Here is a 16,937-nt window from a genome sequence, read left to right as displayed (position 1 = left end):
CGCGTATGGAATGTCATATGCTTGAATACAGTGAAAGGAAGAGCGTTCTCTTCTAACAGATATGGCAAGGGACCGAACTGCTCTCACAAGTGACAATCAAAGGAGCCCCAGATTTACGATGGAAACAGTGAAAGAATTTTTCAAAGGTCCTGGTGTCAAACGCATCCTTATTCTTCTTGTAATTATCGCCTTGCTCTTTGCAATGCGAAGCATGATCCACCTCATCCTTATAACGTTCATCTTAACGTACTTAGTGGACAGGCTGCACACATTCCTCCATCGGAGGATCAACAAGATCATAAAGGTGAATTACAAAGTTACCGTACTGCTTCTCTATGCAGTGCTGCTGCTCGCCATCATTGGTGGAGCATACAGTGTCTTCCCGAAAGTTATTACGCAGATTGAGCAGCTTGTGAACAGTATTATTCAGTTCTATAATTCAAAGGCTTTCATGAATTACGATTTTGATTTCGAATTCATGCAATACATTACAGACTCGCTGCAGAAGATCGACCTAGCGAGCTATGTGAGCAAGGGCTTCGACTTTATCGTGAAATCGGTCTCTGATATTGGACAATGGGGTACGAGAGCTATCATTTCCTTCGTCCTCAGCTTGTTCTTCATACTGGAGAAGAAGCGTGTCATGGAATTTACGGAGAAGTTCAGAACGAGCAAGATTGGATTCATTTATTCGGAGTTGGAGTATTTCGGAAATAAGTTCTTATATTCATTTGGCAAGGTCATTGAAGCACAGTTCCTTATCGCCATCGTGAATACCATCTTGTCCACAATCTGCTTATGGTTGCTCGGCTTCCCGCAGTTGTTCGGCTTAGCTATCATGATCTTCCTGCTCGGGCTGATCCCGGTAATGGGCGTTGTGATTTCACTCATTCCGTTGTGTGCGATTGCTTTCACCATCGGTGGCTTGATTAAGGTCTTATACGTCGTCATTATGGTCATCGTCATCCATGCGATCGAGGCGTATATCTTAAATCCTAAACTGATGTCAGCGAAGGTTCACTTGCCAATTTTCTATACGTTTGCCGTTCTTATTATTGCAGAGCATTTCCTCGGCGTATGGGGATTGATTCTCGGAGTACCGATATTCATGTTCTTCTTGGATCTGCTTGAGGTTAGCGTGAAGCAAGAACCTGTGAAGACAGAATAACAGCTGTTCCATAACCACTATCATCTCATGACGAAGGGCCGGTGCGTTAAGCACTCGGCTCTTTTTGATATGTCATTTATGTTTCACAACGTTAAAGACTTCCTAAATTTCACTGTTCCACGAAAAATGACAAAAATGCTCGTCTGCTCACGATTGAAAGTGATGTATTCGTTTTCTTGAAAGTTAAAGCGGTTTTACATATGGTAATCATTAGGATAGTTTGTGATTAGGTAGAATACGGCCTAATTAACAGATTGGAGGATGATGGAAACACGAATAAACGCTTGGTCAATATTTGAATACACCGCTCTGCTATTCCACCTAGACCACATCATCACGGGACTACTGCCCTATTTCGTTGAAGCAGCACTCAATTTTATTCATCTCGCGCTATACACACACACCTACACACTTTTTCGCTTTATCACCACAAAGCAAGGAAGATTTTCCATGTTTCGTTCGAATTAGAGAGAGAAGGAGTGAAACTAATGCAGTATTTTTTCTATATGACGACATTCATCTTCTTGGGATTTCAGCTCTTGTATACGATCGTTCCGTTATTGTTCAGCAAGGTGAAGCAATTGAATAATGGCCTGAGCGAAAAGTCAATCAGCGTACTCGTCCCTGCCTACAACGAAGAGCTCACGATCAAAAATTGCATCGAGGCAATGAACAGTGTCAATTACCACAACTTCGAGGTCATTATTATTAATGATGGCTCGAAGGATAATACCTTGCAGCGTTTAGATGAGCTTCTTGATTTGAAGCCAGTTCAGCGTACGGGCGACGGCAAACTAACGTATCAAGCGATCAAGGGCATCTATGGCTCTACTACATATAAGCATATTTTCGTGATCGATAAGCTTAACGGCGGCAAGGCAGATTCGCTCAATGCCGGCATTGATTGCGCACAATCGGATATTGTCATTACACTTGACGCGGACAGTATGCTTGAAGTCAATTCATTGAAGTATGTCAATCAATATTTCCACAATGAAGATATTATTGCACTTGGCGGTACGGTCAAGATTGTACAGGGTGCTGAGAAGAAAAATGGCGTTATCGTAGAGAAGTTTATGGGGAAAGGCCTAATCAAGAGCCAAATTCTCAATTACATTCACGGGTTCTATGTCCGGAAGCTAACCCAATCCGTGTTCAACTCGATCGTCGTTATTTCTGGTGCATTTGGCGCCTTTTACAAGGATGTGCTGGTTCAAGTGAATGGCTTCCGCAGCACCGTTGGCGAGGATATCGACATTACCTTGAAGATTCATGAATACATGAAGGCCAATCAACTGAAGAAGAAGCTGGTTTACGCACCTGAAGCAGTATGCTATACGGAATGCCCTGAGAATTTGAAGAACTTCAATAAACAGCGGATACGCTGGCAGAAGGCTTTCGTAGATTGCATCCTGATCTACTGGTCCCAGCTATCACAGAAGTTCAGCCTAGGCGTCAGTCTATTTTTTGCTATCGATGGCTTTGTGCTGGGAACCCTTACGGCGTTCACGACGATTATCTATCTTATTAACATGCTTCTATTCGGCGGCAGTATCACACAAATGCTCATCTTGTTCTCCATCATTGTTCTCGTAAATGCCGCTCAAATCATCACCTCATTGTATTTATGCAAGAAATACGACAGCAGCTACTCGCTCCGAGATTATATCTATATGTTCTTGTTCAGTCAATACGAACTGCTCACTTATCGGAATCTACTGCTGTACTTGAATATTGTCGGCACCATTAAGTACTTCGATAATGATGAGGGCTGGGGCTTCGTAGAACGCAAAGGCGTAGCCACCATTAGTTAATAATTGAATCTGCACAACCATCATTGCGGCCATAAAACAAATAAAAAGCCGCATGTTCAATTTGGGAGGGAGAATATGGAGAGTATTTGGAAGAGCAATCGGATCATTTATGTAGATATACTACGCATTCTGTCGATTCTCGCCGTTATCGTGCTGCATATTACTGCAGATTTGCTGACGAGAACGAATGATTTCGACACATCGTCTTGGTGGGTCAGCAATATTTTCAACTCCGTATCGAGATTTGCAGTTCCTGTGTTTTTCATGATAAGCGGCGCCATGATGCTGCGGGTGAACATTACCACATACAGGGATTTTTATATAAAACGAGTACTTCCACTCGTCATCGCACTAGTCAGCTGGTCACTGATTTATGCGCTTTACAATCAATACGTTATCGTTAACAGCAAGATGAATGCACTCGCGTTTCTGCAGGATTTCGGCTATAAGCTGCTGACGGACGGCAACTACGTCCATCTCTGGTTCCTGTATGCGATTATCGCCATTTATATGACGATTCCCTTAATCAGCAAGCTTGTTAAGACATGCAGTGAGAGGGATTTGCGCTATTACTTATCCTGGTGGGCTGCCATTAGCATCGGCTACCGATTCATTTCAGACATTATCGTCAAGCTGACGGGACAGTATATCAATATCCCACTATTGAACATTCCGCTGTTCACAGGTTTTCTCGGCTACTTCATCTTGGGGCATTATTTATTTACATATGGCTTGCCTGACAAATGGAAGCAGGTATTGTTCAATTTAGGCATCGTCTCCTTCTTCCTAACACCTGTGGCCACCTACTTCGCTTCTAGACATCTAGGGATATTGGATGAGACCTTCTACGGGAACTATTCCATTACGACCTTTTTCATGGCTGTGGCCATGTTTATTTGGTTTAAGGAGAAGGAACCAACCCTGCATGAGCGAGTCAATTACAAGCTGCAAAAAATGATTGGCTCGATTTCGAAAGCAAGCTTCAGTATTTATCTCATTCATTTATTGATTGAGCTGCTCGTATCGAGAAGGGCCGAAACAGAAGCGTCCCTACTCCAGACATCATCCAATCTCGTGTTCAATGTTATCGCCGTATTCACTGTCAGCTATCTGCTTGTGAAAATGTTGAATCTCAGCAAGGTCATGACTACCGTTCTGTTCGGTGGAAAGGGGTAAGCGCGAATGAAGGTCAGTCTCTATACGAAATTATTTATTTCCGCTCTGCTGGTTGGAATGTCTCTCTATGCTTACAATGTGAGCAGTCAGGCCGAACAGAAGATCACTTCGGTGTATATTCCAATCTGGAAAGATATCAGTCAAATGAACTGGAAGGATCAAGCGATTGATATCGCCTTTATTGCATTTGCCCGAATTGATAAGAACAACATCTATTTCCATGAGAACAAGGACGAAAATGAGCGGATTAAGCAGCAAATCACGAAGCTGAAGGAACAGCACCCTCAGACTCGATTCGTGCTCGCCGTTGGCGGATATAATGCCGATGGCTTCTCTGACGCCGCGATGGATGGAAATCGCTATTCGTTCACGGAAAGCATTATTAGTATGGTGAAGGAACTGGATTTGGACGGTGTCGATATCGACTGGGAATATCCCGCCTTCGATGCCTGGGGGGCAATTAAGGCACGCCCTGAGGATTCAGTCAACTTTACATCGCTGATGAAGGAATTGAGGGAGAAGTTGAACCGACTCCCGCATGTGCATAAGAAGTACTTGTTAACCTTTGCCGCGGGCACGCAGGATTGGTATTTCGAGAAGGTCGACGTCAAGGAAATAGAGAAATACGTCTCCTACATCAATGTCATGAGCTATGACTTAACTGGAAGATGGTCGGATACGACCGACTATAATGCGAATCTGTACAAAGATGCGAAGGGCAAAGCCAAAGAGAGTGTCCATGACATTATTCAGCGCTACAAGGCCCATGAGGTAGACAGCAAGAAGCTACTGCTGGGCATTCCAGCCTATTCCTATGGATGGGAGAAGGTCAAGAGCGAGCCGGGCAGCAAGGGCGACTTCTCCATCGGCAAGCCTATCGACATTGACAAGATCGATCTGAGCTATAGCACGATCGTGAAGAAATACTTGAATCAGAAGGGATTCAAGCGTTATTTTGATGAGACGGCTAAGGCTGCCTACTTGTTTAATGGGGATACCTTCATCTCCTATGAAGATGAGGAGGCCTTGAAGGCTAAGATTGCATACATTAAGGAGCATGAACTGGGCGGTGCAATGGTCTGGGAATATTCGCAAGACGCGAAGGATGGAATCGTCAGTTATTTAACGAAGCACTTGAACAAGTAAAGTGAATGAATGAATGAGAAAAGCAGACCTCATTGCCGCCACATACAGCGACATGGGGTCTGCTCTAGTTTTGCGATAAGCAAGGCAAACTAAGGAAGCTTGTTAATCCTGATCTTCTTGTTCCAGCTTCAGCACCCTGCCTGTACCTGCAGAATGCCTATAATGCCTTCCACTGATCTTCATAATTCATAGCAACCCCATTCGCATCCACCTGTAGACGAGCAGTATATCCGCTATCGATGGAGCGATAAATATAGGTGTTGTCACCTGTCTTCTCATAGGATTGCAGCAATGGCTGCACCGTGAATTCGGGGAAACAGATCCAGGCCGCCATAACCTCGGCACATTGGCCAATCTCGAGTTGCAAACGCCGAATAGGCAGCACATTGGTCGATGGCGTTACACCGATATCAATATCCTTGGCGCCTGTTAGTTCTTCTCGAACTACCCCATTCACTGTCCAGCGATCTTGATGATCCCGCTCCAGCCTGAGCGTTCTTAACTTCTGTTCTTCGTGGTAACGCACCACGACTTCCTCAGTCCCCCCCTCTGCATCGCACTTCACTTCATATTCAACGAAGCAGCGATCCGCATCGGCACAGATTACTTTGCCTTGAATTACCGTTGCAGGCTGCAAAGTAACTGTACAGTATTCAAGGCCTTCGCCTTCAAGCCGTTTCCATATGACATCATATGTCATCATGATGCCTCCCTTTTCCATGTTGTCGCAACTTCCTTGTCAGCCGTATCTATAAATGCGTCTAGCACCTATCCATAGATTACCACTTCATTCTACCTTACCTGAGGTTTGCACTCCAACTAGAGAATTTGGGCTCACGTCTTGTAGGCGAATACATATGATATGGCATACAAATTCTTGTAAAGGCAGGTTACGAGCAGTGGCTACCAATAACTCCATTGATTTCGCTTCACCGGATGCTCATTTTGCTTATGATGTGAATCAGTCCTTATTCTTTCGCAAAGATGCAAACAACTACATTAACGTATTGGGCGCAAGCCAATTAAACACGCTAGGCAACGCCTCGTTACTGGATATCTATTTAAGCAGCGGCAATACGGTAGAACCCCATATTCATCAGAACGCGAGTGAATTGGTCTATTGTGTAACAGGAGAAGCACTTGTCAGCCTCATTAATCCGTTCACGAATCAATTATTAAACTATCAAATCAAGCCAGGTCAGGTCGCCAATGTGCCTCAAGGCTGGTGGCATTATGAGGTTGCGAACCAAGACAATACGCATCTGATTGCGATCTTCGATGCACCTACTCCAGAAGTCATCTTCGGCTCAGATATACTCCGATTGACCCCTCCAGCAGCCTGGGCGCATTCGTATTGCCTTGATGAGGCGAAAGTAAAAGATACATTAGCCCCAATTACAAAGACCGTTGTCATCGGGCCACCGGCAGATTGCCAAGCATGTTGTGAACAGGAAGTCGATGATACGACGCATTCAACCTACAGCTATTCCTCTAACTCGTCTTCACATCCACACTCCCCTTACTCCCAGTATCAACACCCTGCTTATTCAGCAAATGGATTTCCTCCCTATTATCCTTTTCAACGAACGTTTTTTTGAAATCGATCACAGCGGCAAGCAAATTATAGATATTCCGCAAACGAAGAAAAATCCCCCGATGGCAACGCATGGGGGGATTCCTCTTTCCTATCTATGAAGTTAACCGAATAACCGCGGCGTATTTTGCCTTTATTGAACCGCTTGACGGCGCTCGCGATCCACTTCGGCAATCAGTTCTTCTATTACTTGATCTGGAGTACGGTGAACGAGCCAGTTCTGACCGAACATTTGCAGAACCTTAATCGCTGGGAAGTCTCCCCAGAATCCGACAAATCCTTCATTCAAAACCACCTGGTCGATAACATGCTTATTCATCTCATTGAAGCACTTTTCCAATACCGATTTGGCAAGCGGATCAGCGATCCAGTCATTTAACAGGCTGAACTTGTGGAAAGACACCTCTTCCTTGCCAAAGTCACAGAATACGCGCTCCGTCAGGCGAATATCCCGGGAAGAGCTGCCTGCAACAAGCTTGAAATAGCCCGTTTCGGCGACCCAACGATTGTACTTTGTATTGTAGTAAGCGAAGTCCCGCTCTTCCAGCTCGAACACGACTTCCTTCTTCTCATGCGGCTGAAGCTCGATCTTGGCAAAGGCCTTGAGCTCCTTCTCTGGACGCGTCCACTTGCACTCCTCGTCGTGAACATACAGTTGGACAACCTCTTTCCCTGCTACGGCTCCCGTGTTTTCTACTTGCAGAGACACGGTTACGCGGCGATCATGCTGCATAACCTTCATGTCCGAGTAAGCAAAGGTCGTATAGGACAATCCATGGCCGAACGGGAATTGCGGCGCAAGCTCCTTGCGGTCATAGTAGCGGTACCCGACAAACAGTCCTTCACGGTAATACAGCTTGCCGTTCTCACCGCGGATTCGCATATGGGATGGATTGTCGGACAGCTTCACAGGGAATGTCTCGGACAGCTTGCCAGATGGATTCGTCAAGCCGAACAGAATCTCCGCAATTGCACGGCCTGAGCCTTGCCCAGTCAGCCAGGAGTGGAGCACACCCGGTACATGCTGCACCCAAGGGCGCATCGCCATTGCAGTACCGCTGCTCGTTACGACAATGCATCGCGGCTGTGCAGCCGCTACCGCCTGAATTAGCTTCACCTGATGCTCGGGAAGATCGATGCTCTCAAGGTCATGCATTTCGGACTCCGCATATTCGGGTTGTCCGACGAACAGAATCGCGAGATCAGACTTCGCTGCAAGCGCTGCGCTCTCTTCGATCATGGCCTCATCGATACGCTCATCCTTCGGGTAGCCTTCCACATAGCTGAATTGTACAGACTCGCCGGCAATCTTCTGCACCTCTTCCCATGGGATGTCGACACACGTTGGCGTCACTTCGGCACTCCCCGCGCCTTGAATTCTCGGCTTCTTCGCGAATGTACCGATTACGGCAATAGATTGGGCCTTAGCAGGGTCAATCGGCAGAATGCCGTTATCATTTTTGAGCAGTACAATGCTCTCAGCCGCTGCTTTTCTCGCCAGCTCATGATAATCAATTGCAGCCGTATTCGACTCCTCTTCATTGGCCGTTACCTGCTCTACCAATGTAAGAATGCGCCGCACGCTCTTATTCAGCTGCTCCTCCAACAAAGTACCATTCTGAACAGCCTCCACAATCGCAGCTGCATTGTAATGCGCAGGTCCAGGCATTTCAATATCAAGTCCTGCCTTGAGACCGCGAATACGATCGTTGACCGCCGTCCAGTCCGACAATACGACGCCTTCATAGCCCCATTCTTTGCGCAAAATGTCATCAAGCAGATGCTCATTCTCGCTCGTATAGGAGCCGTTAAGCAGGTTGTAAGAGCACATAATTGTCCATGGATCGGACTTCTTAATAATCCGCTCGAACGCACTTAGGTAAATCTCGCGCAGGGTACGCTCATCGACCTCCGAGCTTGTCACCATCTTCTCGAACTCCTGGTTATTGCAGGCAAAGTGCTTCACGGAAGCGCCAACGCCTTGACTTTGAAGCCCATTCACGAAGGCTGCGCCGAGCTCACCGGACAGACAAGGGTCTTCGGAATAATATTCGAAGTTGCGGCCGCCTAGCGGTGTGCGCTTCATATTGATGCCAGGCCCTAGCAGAAGCTCGACGCCCATTTCCTTCCCTTCAACGCCAAGCGCTACACCAACCTCGTGCAATAACTCCATATTCCAAGAGGAACCAATCGCGGAGCCGGTTGGATAACACGTAGCTGGAATATTCCCCTCCGTAGCAATCCCCATCTCTTCATCGCTATTCGTCTTACGGATGCCATTCGTACCGTCATACATGTGGATCGGTGGGATGTTCAAGCGGTCAATCCCCTTCGTCATCCACATATTCAGTCCTGCACATAACGAAGCCTTCTCCTCTAGCGTTAATTCCTTCATCCAATCGTTTATCTTTTGATTCATAATATTTCCCCACTTTCTATGTTTTATTGCTGTTTCGCTTCTTCCTGCTCCTTCTTCAGCTCTTGCGCATCATAAATCTTGTAGAACGGATACCATACGGCAAAGATGATAGCCAGTACGACTGCCAACAGGATAAGCCCATTGAAGCCGGACATGAGGTATGTGGAGATTCCAATCGGCGTATACCACAGCTGGAACACCTTGCTTGGAATCTGAGCGAATCCAAGGTCTAGCGCCAAGTATACGATAATCGGCGTAATGATACCGTTGATCCACATCGGAATCATCAAAATCGGGTTAAATGCTATCGGTGCTCCGTATATCACAGGCTCGTTGATGTTAAATAAAGATGGAACGAGCGTCGCCCTGCCAATCGATTTCAGCTTCTGCGATTTTGCAAACAGGAACAAGATGATAAGCGGCAGGGTCGCACCAAGTCCGCCTACTCCGAGCCAACCGGAGAAGAATGTTTCAAACGTATTAATGTTGACCGGTTCAAGTCCTTGCGCCACCAGGGCTGCGTTCTGCTCAATCGCTGGAATCCAGATTGCATAGAAGATTGGGATGATCACCCACGGACTGACCCCGAAGGAATACAGCGCGACGCCAATTATGTTAAAGAGCAGGAAGCCCCATAGCGTTTGGCCTAATGCGTTAACTGGCTCGAATACGCTTACAATCAAATCAAAGATATCGAAGTTCAGCTGATATACGAGCACCCAACCCAGCGTAAGAATAATCGCAATCGGAACGAGGAAGTCGAACCATTCCATGATGAACTCTGGCAAGTTCGAATCCTTTTTGAAAAATGAGAAATTGTTGAACACATTGAGTACTACGGCCACCGCAACTCCGACAAGCAGCGCGGTAATCATTCCAGAAGGCCCGAAACGTTCCATAATGAACTGAATCGTTCCGTCTTCGTTCGTGACGGGCTTCAGCAGCATCAGGAATAAGGAGATGCCTGTCGCGCCGGCAATGAGCTTGATTTTGTCGCGCCCTTTCTTCTGCATCACCGTGTAGGGCGTTAGGAAAGCAATAAAGATCCCCAGCAGGCCGAAGCTGAATGTAGTTATAGGCGTTAAGTCCGGCATTCCCGGAATAAAGTCTTTCAGAATCGAGATCAAGGTAACAAACGATCCAATAAAAATCATAGGTAGTGTAACCATAATGGCTTCCTGAATGGAAGATACCCATACGTTGTTTGTAAACGCCTCCAAACGCGGCGCAAATTTTTCGTTCATCCACTTCATGAGACGATCCATGTATATTCCCCCTTCGCAGCATATTATTGATTGGTTATGTCATGTCTTAAGTATAGAATTGATTGAGAGCGCTTTCTTGTTCTTCTTTGCTGCAATTAGGGACGTTTCTTGTTCTCCTACCCCCAACCGGATTAGCATTTGCAGAATGGAAACCGTTTACACAACAAAAAACACCCCTCCGAGAAGGGGTGCACTTTGCGTTTCATGGCACTGATAATAAGAAAAACAGAAGCCTCCTGCTGCAACTGAGGCCGACTAGTATTGCCTTGCAAACGTAAGCAAGATCACGCCATGAGGTGGAAGGGTCACTTCTTGCTGCCAGCCCTGCACACCATAAATCATCCGAGTATTCATCACCGGCCCGCTTCGAGCGTCCAAATAATGAAGCTCCTCCTCAGTGAGAAATTGAGGGGCGCCAAGTCGGATCCATTCATCAAACACAGATCCGTGTTCGCGGTCCAGCTGGTAGCTTGTCATTTTATAGCTCCCAACAAGCCCTTCGAGGTGGATATGGAACCTTTTATTTCCCTTCTCCTCGAATACGGCATATCGATTCGTATCGGACAACTCTGACCAATCTCCACTTGCGAAGAGCTGATCGACATGCACGTAATGGTACAGAAGCAGCTGGACACTGCCGTCGCTGCGCCTTGTCGCGAAATAACCGTCCCCGCGAGCAATGATCTGATCCCCAAGCCTGTGCAGCAGCTCAAAAGCATAGTAGCTTGGCTTTCTTAGCCCATCCCGATTAATAAGCCCGAACCCCCCGTAGAAGTGGGATGTCGGAACGATGCTTTCCTCGAATACGTCTGTAAAAGACCAGAAGGCCAGTCCCTTCATAGTGCCAAGCGTTGTGAGCGCATGATAAATGACGAACGGGGCCATAAACGCCGTATCATGCACCAGATTGCGGTCATACAGCGAGAAGTTCCACTCGGTTATGAATAGTTCCACATCGCGATAAGGCGTAACCGAGAGCTTATCTTTCAATCGGTCAATGCTCTCCATATAAAAGGACGGCGGCATGATCGTGGTCAGGCGATCATTCTCTTCCTTCTGGAAGGGGTACTCCGAATACACATGGAAGGAGAAAAAGTCGAGCGGCACCTGATGATCGCTGCAATGCGCCAAAAACTCCTCCGCCCAAGTATCGTTCCATAACGAACCGTAGCCAAGAGCAGGTCCGCCGACCTTAAGCTCCGGTGAGATGGACTTAATCGCCTGCACCGTCGATTCATAGAATGCAAAGTATTCCTCCTTCGTCCCTGCCCAACACACGCCGGACAAGTCAGGCTCGTTCCATACCTCAAAGTACCAGCGGCTCACCTCCTCCCAGCCATAGCGGTTCATGCAGTGGCGAACGAATGCCTGAATCAGAGCATCCCACTTGGCCTGCTCCTTAGGCGGGGAAATGCTGCCTTTCCACCAAAAAACGGTTTCATTCGATCTTCTCAAGGGACTCGGCATGAACCCAAGCTCGACGAAGGGCCTTACGCCCTGCTGAAGCAAATAATCATACAGCTTGTCCACGTAGGACCAATTGTAGATCGGCGTACCGTCAGCCTCCTCGCTGTATACCATCATTTCATCATTAAAGATGCCGTGGAAGCGAATATATTGAAAAGGAAATTGGCGCTGCATCCCGCTGAACTGGCATCGCCAGTCCTCTCTTAATCCCTCGACCGCCCGTCCTGCCGTCGTGACGACGTTCCAATGCTTATCGAAAGGCGCGCTCTGCTCATTCGCATGAACCATTACGTTTACCGTCGTTGAAGCAGCGGCTGATAAAGTTCCCGGCACCGGGGAAACGGGCCTGGACTCAGTTCCCTCGTCCGAATGGAGATGAAGGTAACGATACAGTGAAGACATTGCCTGAATCGTATCGGTTTCGTAATAGTCTCCGCTGGATGACTCTTCATAGGTTAGCGGCTTTCGATCTGGATCCGGCAAATCGGTCAGGGCGAAAGATTCACGATATGCGCTCGGCGTGCTATTGTATTTTTCCTTGAAATATTTATTGAACAGCTTAACGTTAGCAAAGCCGCAGTCGAGGGCAATTTCCGTGATGCTCTTGGCCGTATTGGCCAGTTCTGCCTGTGCTTTCTCGAGACGGACAAGCGTCAAATACTTTTGAAAGGGGATGCCGATTTTGTCGCTGAAGAAATGCGAAAAATAATGCAGGCTTAAATGCTCCTGATCCGCCATCGTCTGAAGCGTAATTTTCTGGTTAAAATGCTGATCGATGTACTCGAGCACCCGATTCAGCCGCTTGTAGTCATACGACTTCGTATCTTCCTCGACAGCCTCGTTAGTTCCTGATGCGAAATAGCGCAGCAGATGGCCGCACAGCATCTGCAGACACCCCAGGGTGTAGCTGCGAAAGCCGCTTGCCTTCTTGTTGATCTCATAGACCATCTTCGCCAAATAATGGCGGATGACATCATAGCTGCCGCGATTCTCCTCCGTCTGCGTACTGGAATTGCAATGAATAAACGCGTTCGTGTCGAGCCACTCCGGGCCGAATTGCAGCGTTAGCAGCACGTTATCCTCGTTCGTACGCTCAATCTTGTGCACGGACATGCTATTGATGACAATAATATCGTCCTGATGAAGGAAATATTGGCGCTGATCCGTATACATGACCACCGAGCCTTGAAGAACATAAATAATTTCAATCTCTTTATGCCAATGGAAATGGATATGCTTCACGCTGTTTACGAATAATTTGATAGGCAAATCGTCTTGGTGCTGTATAAACTCGTATAAGTAACGGATAATCAAGCTCCCCCTTTCCATACTTTATTATGTGATAGAGCGTCCAGGAAATTCAAGGAGCCTTCTTCTTCCTCCGAACACAAAACTAATTCCAGTACAGGGAACTTATTACTGATGCTCAGCAACTAAATTGTAACCGTTTTCTTTATAATGAAGTTTAGGGGGTCCTTCGCGAACTCCCGATAACTAATGAAGGACTGCCTCGAAGCAGTCTAGGAAAGGGAGGATGCTATGTCCCGTTTTAAGCATGGCAAGAAGCTCATGGTGACCTTCGTCGCGCTCCTCATGTGCACGCTGCTCATCTCCTTCTCGCAAGTCCAGGCTGGCGGATCAACGCTGGCCATGGAGCAATCATTCCCAAATGTCGCCAATGGCTGGGCCAAGGTAGAACGCTGGAAGGACAGTAATCCCATGTTCACAGCGGAACAATATCCCCCAGATGGCCGAGGAGATCAGAATGGACAGCGGCTCACCTTCTTCGGAGGCGTTGGCCAGCCCCATTCAAGCCGCTTCTTGCTGTACTATGCACCTCAATATGACACCAATGCAAAATCCACACCCGTTCTGCTCGTCCATGGCGCTAATGACAATGCCGACCGGGCTTGGGCTAACCCAAATGAGTTTGGGCCGAATACATGTGGAGCTTCCTCATGCCCGAGCACAGGCCTGATGCAGCAGCTTGTCAGCCAAGGGTATAAAGTATTTGCAATCGGATTCGGACACAAGCATGGGGACAATTACTATGCCGCCGAGCACATCCAGAATGCGATCCATATTATTAAGCAAACAACGGGTGCCAGCAAAGTTGATGTTGTCGCTTGGAGCAAAGGGGCCTTCGCCTCGCGGATGTATGCTTCCTCCGTAGCAAAAGGCGGCGGAACTCCGTATGCCAATGATATTCGAAAACTTATTCTCATTGGCAGTCCGAATAAAGGAACGGACTTTATATTCAGGCACGGATGGACCTTCAATTATGGAATCATTCCGGAATGCGGCGGCAATGTCAATGCCCCTTCTCCCCACACACAAATGATATGTTATGGCATCTGGCGCAATCATCCCGAGCTGTCCATATACAGTACTTCTCAAGGCAACTATTTCCCCGGGCAAAAGCAAATGTTGGCAAAATGGGACACTACGTACCCGCTTCCGGCAACTGAGCAAGATTGGTATACAACCTATTATGGAGGTACGGGATTCTTCACGAAAGGAGATGGGATCGATACCGCAATTCAGCAGGGATCGCTCATTAACAAACTTATAGGCTCTGGCATACCAGATACAATTGCCACTTACCTACTGTCTGGCAATGAAAACAACATTCCGAACGTACACAATGAGCATACAGGGCCCAGCGATGGAGTGGTATTCGTGAACAGTGCTTCCGCAACGGATGGAATTGGAACTGTCGCAGGAAATGTTACCTTGAAGCTCAATCACTTAAAACTAGCCTGGGCTCCGCAATCCGTAAATGTCATCGAACAATGGCTCAATGCAACTCCTTAATACAAAAAAATTAATAATTAGTAAAATTATTGAATATTTTCCCAAGTTGATTGTATGATAGGAGTGAAAGTATACCAATTGATAGATGGGAGGATTTGAATGAAAAAGATTTTGCTTGTTATGCTTCTGTTGACGTTGTTCGTTCCTACTACCGTTGGCGCGTTGGGTCAAGATGAAGAAGCACAGCTGGATCGCGTGTTAGGGGTATACCCTGATGTGACGAAGGAACAGCTCTTGTCCGAAATTGATTACGCTTCCCAGGTTACTAATCAGCCACGCAACATCATCATCCAACAGATGTACAAGGAGCTCAGCTCCAAAAGGCTGTCACCGCAAATGAGCATCGCCTCAGGGGACAAAGGTCAAGGAGCTTATCAGCTCGCCTCTTCCAGCAAAGGCGATGTGTTCTTCGAGACCGCTTCGACGATCGGCATCCCTCATGGCCATGTAGGCATCTACTACACACCAGATTATATCGTCGAGTCTGTCCCTAGCACAGGAGTCCGCAAAGTAAAGCTCATTGATAAGCGAGTAGATAGCGGCTCCAAGATTCTCACCCTCAAGAACGAATATGCAGGCGCAACTGCGCGGTCTCAAGCTGCTGACTGGGCAAATGGCCGTATCGGTGAAAAGTATTCCTACAATTTTGCTACGAATCGTCTTACCTCATGCTCCGGCGACAAGAACTGCTCCAAGTTAGTATGGTGCGCCTTCAAAGAGAAAGCCAACATCGATATTGATGGAGATGGCGGACTCGGTGTATATCCTGTCGATATTCGCGACTCATCCATGTTCACAACAGTAAGAAGCTATTAATTTGTTCGGAACGGAGATGAGAAGCTTGAAGACCTCGAATCAGGCTATGTTACGCATCCTTATCTATACCGTCTTCCTAGTCATTTCCTCTCTTCTCATCTCTTGTTCTCAATCATCTCCACAAGACAATAATACCAAGCTGAATAACCCTCCCGTCGCCCTTGTCTACTACTCTACTTCCTTATCCCAGGAAATCATCGGCGGCGGGAACTCTTACTTCTTGTCTATCGACAAGGACGGGAGCATTCAGACTCGGAACGGAGATGGATTGGAATGGAATGCCCCTGTCCAGCTTCAGGACTCGAATCGCATTGTCATCCAAGCAAGAGAGAAGGTTCATGTGCAGCAGGGCAAGGGAACTGAGGATACATATTCTTCACGTTGTAAAGTAAGTGCAGGGTATAGACAGATGTCGGGCTACTTAACCTCGAGCAAGTTATATTATGCTTTGTTCAACAAAGGGATTGACACCCATGACAACTATATATCTACCATCCGCTGGGGAGATGCGCAGCACCATAATTGCGCGGATATTCCAGAGTTTGTTGAGGCGCAGGGCAGCGACGAGAATCATATCTATGCATTAACCTCCGATCATGCCTCTCTGCAAGGGCTAAATCTAGTTGTGATGGAGCTAGAGGGGAACAAGCTTCAACAAACGAAATATCCTCTATTGGACATCTATACAGGATCTCTTATCGTGCAATCGAAGATGGTTTCCACACCAAACAATATGTACGTGGTCTTCTCAACCCGAGATGAGCACAATCGTATCCATCTTCAGCTTATGGAAATTAATAAGTCCACACATACGGCAACAACCTATTCGCTTCATACATACGGAGAAGAGCCAGACAATGCATATTTCTCGCTTAGCGCCAATAGTATCGGCATCGTGGATAAGATGCTCTATTATGTAGACGGCTACGGTACAATTTTCTCGTTCTCACTGGATACGAAGGCTTCTGTGAAGTCCAACACCCTTGCCAAGTTCCATCGGACACCCAATCTGAACGATGCAATGGGCTACGTATATGGCACTTTCTATTACCTGTTCCGCTATGATGAGTCCGACCAAATACATAAGATTGAACAATACCAATTGTCGGATGGAAAATTGCTGAAAAAACTACTTATTCCTAACCTGGCTTCGAAACTCTCCTCCGGCGTCTACTTATATGATTTTCAAATGCTCACCAATCTGTAAATGCCCTCGCGGGCTGCCTTCATCTTCATCCAAGACGAGGCAGCCCTTTTC

The 16,937-nt window shown here is 47.0% G+C and carries 12 protein-coding genes; 8 read left to right on the top strand and 4 right to left on the bottom strand.

Annotated features, from left to right (window positions below):
• Positions 1-118 precede the first annotated feature (118 nt).
• From M3661_RS05215 to M3661_RS05200, 4 genes are all read left to right on the top strand, one after another.
• Positions 119-1,168 (top strand): AI-2E family transporter, encoded by a 1,050-nt coding sequence (locus M3661_RS05215; protein WP_065291272.1) that lies wholly within the window; start codon positions 119-121, stop codon positions 1,166-1,168.
• Positions 1,169-1,656: 488 nt separating this feature from the next.
• Positions 1,657-2,982, top strand: a complete 1,326-nt coding sequence (locus M3661_RS05210) for a glycosyltransferase family 2 protein (RefSeq protein WP_065291273.1) — start codon at positions 1,657-1,659, stop codon at positions 2,980-2,982.
• A gap of 75 nt (positions 2,983-3,057) precedes the next feature.
• Complete coding sequence (locus M3661_RS05205; protein WP_065291274.1) at positions 3,058-4,158, top strand: acyltransferase; 1,101 nt, start codon at positions 3,058-3,060, stop codon at positions 4,156-4,158.
• A gap of 6 nt (positions 4,159-4,164) precedes the next feature.
• Positions 4,165-5,304, top strand: a complete 1,140-nt coding sequence (locus tag M3661_RS05200) for a glycoside hydrolase family 18 protein (RefSeq protein WP_251482838.1) — start codon at positions 4,165-4,167, stop codon at positions 5,302-5,304.
• A 157-nt stretch (positions 5,305-5,461) separates the two neighbouring features.
• On the opposite strand, the gene M3661_RS05195 is transcribed toward M3661_RS05200, so the two are convergent.
• On the bottom strand, positions 5,462-6,007 hold the full coding sequence (locus tag M3661_RS05195) for a putative glycolipid-binding domain-containing protein (protein ID WP_251482836.1): 546 nt from the start codon (positions 6,005-6,007) through the stop codon (positions 5,462-5,464).
• A gap of 196 nt (positions 6,008-6,203) precedes the next feature.
• Between M3661_RS05195 and M3661_RS05190 the strand changes: the two genes are divergently transcribed.
• Positions 6,204-6,902: a cupin domain-containing protein gene (locus tag M3661_RS05190; protein WP_251482834.1), complete on the top strand. Its 699-nt coding sequence runs from the start codon at positions 6,204-6,206 to the stop codon at positions 6,900-6,902.
• Positions 6,903-7,031: 129 nt separating this feature from the next.
• On the opposite strand, the gene M3661_RS05185 is transcribed toward M3661_RS05190, so the two are convergent.
• From M3661_RS05185 to M3661_RS05175, 3 genes are all read right to left on the bottom strand, one after another.
• Positions 7,032-9,317 carry a beta-glucosidase family protein gene (locus M3661_RS05185; RefSeq protein WP_251482832.1) on the bottom strand — a complete coding sequence of 762 codons (2,286 nt, stop codon included), beginning with the start codon at positions 9,315-9,317 and terminating at the stop codon, positions 7,032-7,034.
• Between the two features lie 23 nt (positions 9,318-9,340).
• Positions 9,341-10,582: a PTS sugar transporter subunit IIC gene (locus tag M3661_RS05180; protein WP_251482830.1), complete on the bottom strand. Its 1,242-nt coding sequence runs from the start codon at positions 10,580-10,582 to the stop codon at positions 9,341-9,343.
• Positions 10,583-10,837: 255 nt separating this feature from the next.
• The gene (locus tag M3661_RS05175) at positions 10,838-13,363 is read right to left on the bottom strand and encodes a GH39 family glycosyl hydrolase (protein ID WP_285852837.1); all 2,526 of its coding nucleotides are present in this window, start codon (positions 13,361-13,363) and stop codon (positions 10,838-10,840) included.
• Positions 13,364-13,588: 225 nt separating this feature from the next.
• Between M3661_RS05175 and M3661_RS05170 the strand changes: the two genes are divergently transcribed.
• The 3 genes from M3661_RS05170 to M3661_RS05160 all read left to right on the top strand — a co-directional run bounded on the left by M3661_RS05170 (position 13,589) and on the right by M3661_RS05160 (position 16,886).
• Positions 13,589-14,863, top strand: a complete 1,275-nt coding sequence (locus M3661_RS05170) for an esterase/lipase family protein (RefSeq protein ID WP_251482828.1) — start codon at positions 13,589-13,591, stop codon at positions 14,861-14,863.
• 99 nt (positions 14,864-14,962) lie between these two features.
• Positions 14,963-15,679 (top strand): YiiX/YebB-like N1pC/P60 family cysteine hydrolase, encoded by a 717-nt coding sequence (locus tag M3661_RS05165; RefSeq protein WP_065291279.1) that lies wholly within the window; start codon positions 14,963-14,965, stop codon positions 15,677-15,679.
• Positions 15,680-15,704: 25 nt separating this feature from the next.
• On the top strand, positions 15,705-16,886 hold the full coding sequence (locus tag M3661_RS05160) for a hypothetical protein (protein ID WP_251482827.1): 1,182 nt from the start codon (positions 15,705-15,707) through the stop codon (positions 16,884-16,886).
• Positions 16,887-16,937 lie beyond the last annotated feature (51 nt).

It is taken from the genome of Paenibacillus sp. MER 180 (assembly GCF_023713665.1).
Lineage (GTDB): Bacteria > Bacillota > Bacilli > Paenibacillales > Paenibacillaceae > Paenibacillus_B > Paenibacillus_B suaedae.
The sequence above is the reverse complement of the archived record's forward strand: the minus strand, read 5'-3'. Positions and strand labels throughout refer to the sequence as shown.

Coding starts and splice junctions, on each gene's coding strand:
- M3661_RS05205 (WP_065291274.1), top strand. CDS start 3,058: ATGGAGAGTATTTGGAAGAGCAATCGGATCATTTATGTAGATATACTA.
- M3661_RS05215 (WP_065291272.1), top strand. CDS start 119: ATGGAAACAGTGAAAGAATTTTTCAAAGGTCCTGGTGTCAAACGCATC.
- M3661_RS05210 (WP_065291273.1), top strand. CDS start 1,657: ATGCAGTATTTTTTCTATATGACGACATTCATCTTCTTGGGATTTCAG.
- M3661_RS05185 (WP_251482832.1), bottom strand. CDS start 9,317: ATGAATCAAAAGATAAACGATTGGATGAAGGAATTAACGCTAGAGGAG.
- M3661_RS05180 (WP_251482830.1), bottom strand. CDS start 10,582: ATGGATCGTCTCATGAAGTGGATGAACGAAAAATTTGCGCCGCGTTTG.
- M3661_RS05200 (WP_251482838.1), top strand. CDS start 4,165: ATGAAGGTCAGTCTCTATACGAAATTATTTATTTCCGCTCTGCTGGTT.
- M3661_RS05170 (WP_251482828.1), top strand. CDS start 13,589: ATGTCCCGTTTTAAGCATGGCAAGAAGCTCATGGTGACCTTCGTCGCG.
- M3661_RS05195 (WP_251482836.1), bottom strand. CDS start 6,007: ATGATGACATATGATGTCATATGGAAACGGCTTGAAGGCGAAGGCCTT.
- M3661_RS05165 (WP_065291279.1), top strand. CDS start 14,963: ATGAAAAAGATTTTGCTTGTTATGCTTCTGTTGACGTTGTTCGTTCCT.